This window comes from Nonomuraea sp. NPDC059007 (assembly GCF_042740555.1).
Taxonomy (GTDB): Bacteria; Actinomycetota; Actinomycetes; order Streptosporangiales; family Streptosporangiaceae; genus Nonomuraea.
This window is the reverse complement of record NZ_JBHYJD010000034.1, coordinates 116,018-120,379: the sequence shown is the minus strand read 5'-3', so window position 1 is coordinate 120,379 and position 4,362 is coordinate 116,018. Positions and strand designations below refer to the sequence as shown.

Here is a 4,362-nt window from a genome sequence, read left to right as displayed (position 1 = left end):
CCGGGCGAGGGCTGGGCGGTGGGATCACTGGATGTTGGAGCGGCGGATCACGTCCGGGTTGCCGTTGCCGTTGTTGTCGGAGTTGCTGGAGCCGAACCAGATCGCGCTGGCTCCCGGCACCTTCTCCACCGCGCGCAGGCGGCCGTAGGTGCCGTTGAAGTAGCTGTTGACCGTGCCGACGTTCTCGCCGTTCAGGACGATGCGCCACAGGCGCTGGCCGCGCAGGGCGGCCATGAAGACCGTGTTGTTGACGATGGCGATGCCGGACGGCGAAGCCTCGCCCACGCCCCAGGTCCGCTTGGGGTTGGTCATGCCGGAGACGGAGCAGGTGCCCTCGCACTGCGGCCAGCCGTAGTTCCTGCCCGACTGGATCAGGTTGAGCTCGTCACGCGAGGAGTTGCCCAGCTCGGAGGACCACAGGCGGCCCGCGGAGTCCCAGGCGATGCCCTGCGGGTTGCGGTGGCCGTAGCTGTAGACGCGGCTGTTGAACGGGTTGCCGGGGGCCGCGGCGCCGGTCTTGGTGATGCGCAGGATCTTGCCGTTGAGCGAGCTGAGGTTCTGCGCGTGGCTGGTCTGCTGGGCGTCGCCGGTGGTGGCGTACAGGTAGCCGTCGGGGCCGAACTTGAGCCGGCCGCCGTTGTGGTAGCGGTTCTTGGCGATGCCCTGCAGCAGCGAGGTGTAGCCGGACAGGGCGGTGCCGTTGAAGTTCATCTTGGCGATGCGGTTGCCCTCGGAGGAGGTGTGGAAGAAGAACACTTCCTGGTCGGAGGTGCCGTTCCAGGTCTTCGACATCGCCAGGCCCATCAGGCCGCCCTCGCCGCCGGTGGTCTGGCTGTTGGGTACGGTGCCCACCTGCGTCTTGGTGCCGGACGGGGTCAGCTTGAACACCCGGAAGGTGTCGCGCTCGGTCACCAGGGCGAACGAGCCGTCGGGCGCCCAGGAGATGTCCCACGGGATGTCCCAGCTCCCGGCGACCGTGGCCGGAGTCTGCGGCACGGTGCCGCAACTGCCCGTGGTGAAGGAGTCCGACGCCGCGCTCGGGGTGGACAGCTGATTGGCGGTGTCCCGCGCGACCACGTGCAGCTGATACGTCTTGTTGCACTCCAGCGCCACCTGCGCGGTGCCGGCCGGCGGCGTGCCGGTCACGGTGTGCAGCACGGTGTTGCTCGCGTCGCGGATCAGGTACGCGCGCACGCCGTTGTCGTCGGAGGAGGCGGTCCAGGTCAGCGTGGCCTGGGTCGGCTGGACGCCGGTGACGGCCGGCTTGCCGGGCTGTGTCGGCGGGTCGTCCGGCGGCGCCGGCTGCGTCCGGCAGGTGACCTCGGGGCTGCTGTCGGAGACGTTGCCGGAGCCGTCACGGGCGAAGACGGAGATCGTGTAGGTGAAGTCCGCCTGCAGGCCGGTCAGCGTGTGCGGGGGCGCCGCCGCGGTGCCGATCTGGGTGCCCAGCTGGAAGATGTCGTATCCGGCCACGCCGATGTTGTCGGTCGAGGGCGCCCAGTCCAGCCGGAGGCTGTTGTGGGTGATCTGGGTGCAGGACGGCTGGCCGGGCGCGGTCGGCTTCTCGGTGTCGCCGGGTCCGGTGACGTCCAGCTTGTCGAGGTTGGGGCCGCCGTTGGCGGTGCTCGACGTGGCCCTGATCGTGTTGGCGCCGGCGGTGAGCGCGGCGTTGAGGCTGACGGTCTGCCAGGTGGGCCAGGCTCCCGTGGAGGGGAAGTTCAGGCTCACGGGGGCGCCGCCGTTGATCGAGATGTCCATGGGCCTGGCGTCGGCGGTGCCGTTGGCGAAGCGGAAGGACAGGCCCTGGGCGCCGGCGGTGGCCGAGCTCACGGTCCACTGGACGTAGCTGCCGACGAGGTTGTCGAGGTTGACGAAGCCGGAGCCGGTGTAGCCGGGGTGGTTGGACTCCACGGCGCCCTGGGAGATCGTCGCGCTCTCGGCCTGGTACTCGGTGGTCGGCGCGGACATCTCGACGTCGAGGAAGTCCCAGTTGGGGTTGCCGCCGGTCGCGGAGGCGGTGGCCCGGATCTTGTTGGGCCCGGCCTGGAGTGTCGCGGTCAGCGTGCTGGTGGTCCAGGTGGACCAGGCACCGGTGGGGGCGAACGCGCGGTCGTCGGCCACGAGGGTGCCGTTGACGCTGATGTCGCTGGGCCGGTTGGCGGTGGTGCCGTTGGCGTAGCGGAGGGCGAGGGTGGCGGTTCCGGCGGCGGGCGCGTTGACGGTCCACTCCACGTACGGCCCGGCGACGTTCTCTCCGTTGACGAATCCGGTGCCGGAGAAGCCCGCGTGGTTGGACTCGACGGCGCCCTGGACGATCGTGGCGTTCTCGGCTTCGTAGCGGGTCGGCGCGGCCTGGGCGGCCGTGGCGGGCAAGGCGGTCAGCATCCCGGCGGCGAGCAGGAGGGCACAGGCTCCCCGGGACCTACGTAACTTCATGGTGCTCCTTGTGACAGGCGGCGAAAGATTGGAGCTTTTCATCGTGTTCCCACAAAGAGTCACATCCGTCAACAGATTTCAGATCTTGGAACGCTCCATTCTTTAAGAAGGTTTCCTAACTTCGAAGAGTTAAAGATCCGATGTTCTGACCGGGCCCTGGACGCAGCAACCGTTTGGTGATAGCTCTGGAGCAGATCTCTTCCGGCGAAAGATTGGATCTGTCTCCCGGGCTGTTCCAGCCTCCAGCTAGCCCGGGAGACCTCACTCTGCCGTCAGGGGCAGGTGATACATGGGATGTCTCACAGTGAGGAGTCTTCGCCGTGATTCTGAAGATCACCACGGCGCTCATGCTGGCCGCCCAGCTGCTCCACGCCCAGCCCGCCGGCGCGGCAGCGCTCCTCGAAGCCGAGAACGCCACGATCTCCCAGGGAGTCGTCGAGTCCAACCATCCCGGCTACACCGGGACCGGTTTCGTCAACTACGACAACCTGCTCGGCTCCTACGTCGAATGGGCCGTCGAGTCGTCCGAGGCCCGCACCGTCACCCTGACCCTGCGCTACGCCAACGGCACCGCCGCCAACCGGCAGATGAACGTGGCCGGCACCGTCGTCGACTTCCCCGGCACCGGCGCGTGGACCAACTGGCGCACCGCCCGCCTCACCGTCTCCCTGGCCGCCGGGACCACCCCGATCAGAGCCACCGCCACCACCGCGAACGGCGGGCCCAACGTCGACTCGCTGTCGGTGGACGAACCGGGCGGCGTCGACTGGTCCACCGCGGTGGTCGAGTCGACCATGGCCCGCCACTCCCCCGGCGCGCTCGGCGGCTGGGGCTACACCCGCGGCCTGTACCTCTGGGGCCAGTACCTGGTCTGGCAGCGCACCGGCGACCCCCGCCACCTGCGGTACATCAAGGACTGGGCCGACCGCTTCGTCGACTCCTCCGGCAACATCTCCCACAGCTTCAGCAACCTCGACAGCATGCAGTCCGGCAACGTGCTGCTCGCGCTGTACAAGGAGACCGGCCAGAGCCGCTACCGCATCGCGGCCGCCAAGATCCGCAACCGGCTGAACACCTACCCGCGCACCTCCGACGGCGGCTGGTGGCACTCCACCTCCGATTCGCGCCAGGGCCAGCTCTGGGCCGACGGCGTGTTCATGGTCAACCCGTTCCTGGCCCGCTACGGCGCGTGGGTCGCCGAGGACGCCTTCACCCGCACCGAGCCGGCCAAGCAGATGGAGATCTACTACAGCCGACTCAACCGCACGTCGGGCAGCGCCGCGGGCCTGCTCTACCACGCCTACGACCAGCCCGGCGGGCTCACCGCCTCCTGGGTCAAGCCCTCGCTCGGCAACACCAACGGCATCTCCTGGTGCCGGGCCATCGGCTGGTTCGGCATGGCCGCGATCGACATCCTCGAGATCATCCCCGCCGACCACCCGCGCCGCGCCGCCCTGATCACCATGCTGCGCAACCTCGTCCCCGCCTACGCCACCTGGCAGGACCCGGCGACCGGGCGCTGGTTCCAGGTCGTGACCGAGCGCGGCAACTCCGGCAACTGGACCGAGACCTCGTGCTCGGCCATGTACACCTACACGATCTCCCGCTCGGTCGAGCGCGGCTACGTCGACCCCTCCTACCAGGTGTACGCCGAGCGCGGCTACCAGGGCGTCATGGCCAAGGTGTCGACCGGGTCCGACGGGCGTACCACCATCGTGGACATCAGCGAGGGCACCAACGTGGACGACGTGTTCGGCTACTACTTCAACCGGGCGCGGCCGGTCAACGACTTCCACGGACTGGGCGCGTTCCTGATCATGAATGAGCAGATGACGCGCACCCGCTGACCCGGCGTGGGGCGCCCCGGGGGGCCGGGGGGGCCCCGGGGGGGGGTCAGAAGGCCCCCCAGGCCCCCCCCCGCGGGGC

The 4,362-nt window shown here is 69.1% G+C and carries 2 protein-coding genes; one reads left to right on the top strand and one right to left on the bottom strand.

What is annotated here, in order from left to right:
- Positions 1 to 24: 24 nt before the first annotated feature.
- A complete protein-coding gene (locus ACFWY5_RS40305; protein WP_379637960.1) occupies positions 25 to 2,436 on the bottom strand; it encodes a PQQ-dependent sugar dehydrogenase in 2,412 nt (803 codons plus the stop codon).
- 320 nt (positions 2,437 to 2,756) lie between these two features.
- Between ACFWY5_RS40305 and ACFWY5_RS40300 the strand changes: the two genes are divergently transcribed.
- The gene (locus ACFWY5_RS40300) at positions 2,757 to 4,283 is read left to right on the top strand and encodes a glycoside hydrolase family 88 protein (protein ID WP_379637959.1); all 1,527 of its coding nucleotides are present in this window, start codon (positions 2,757 to 2,759) and stop codon (positions 4,281 to 4,283) included.
- Positions 4,284 to 4,362: the final 79 nt, after the last annotated feature.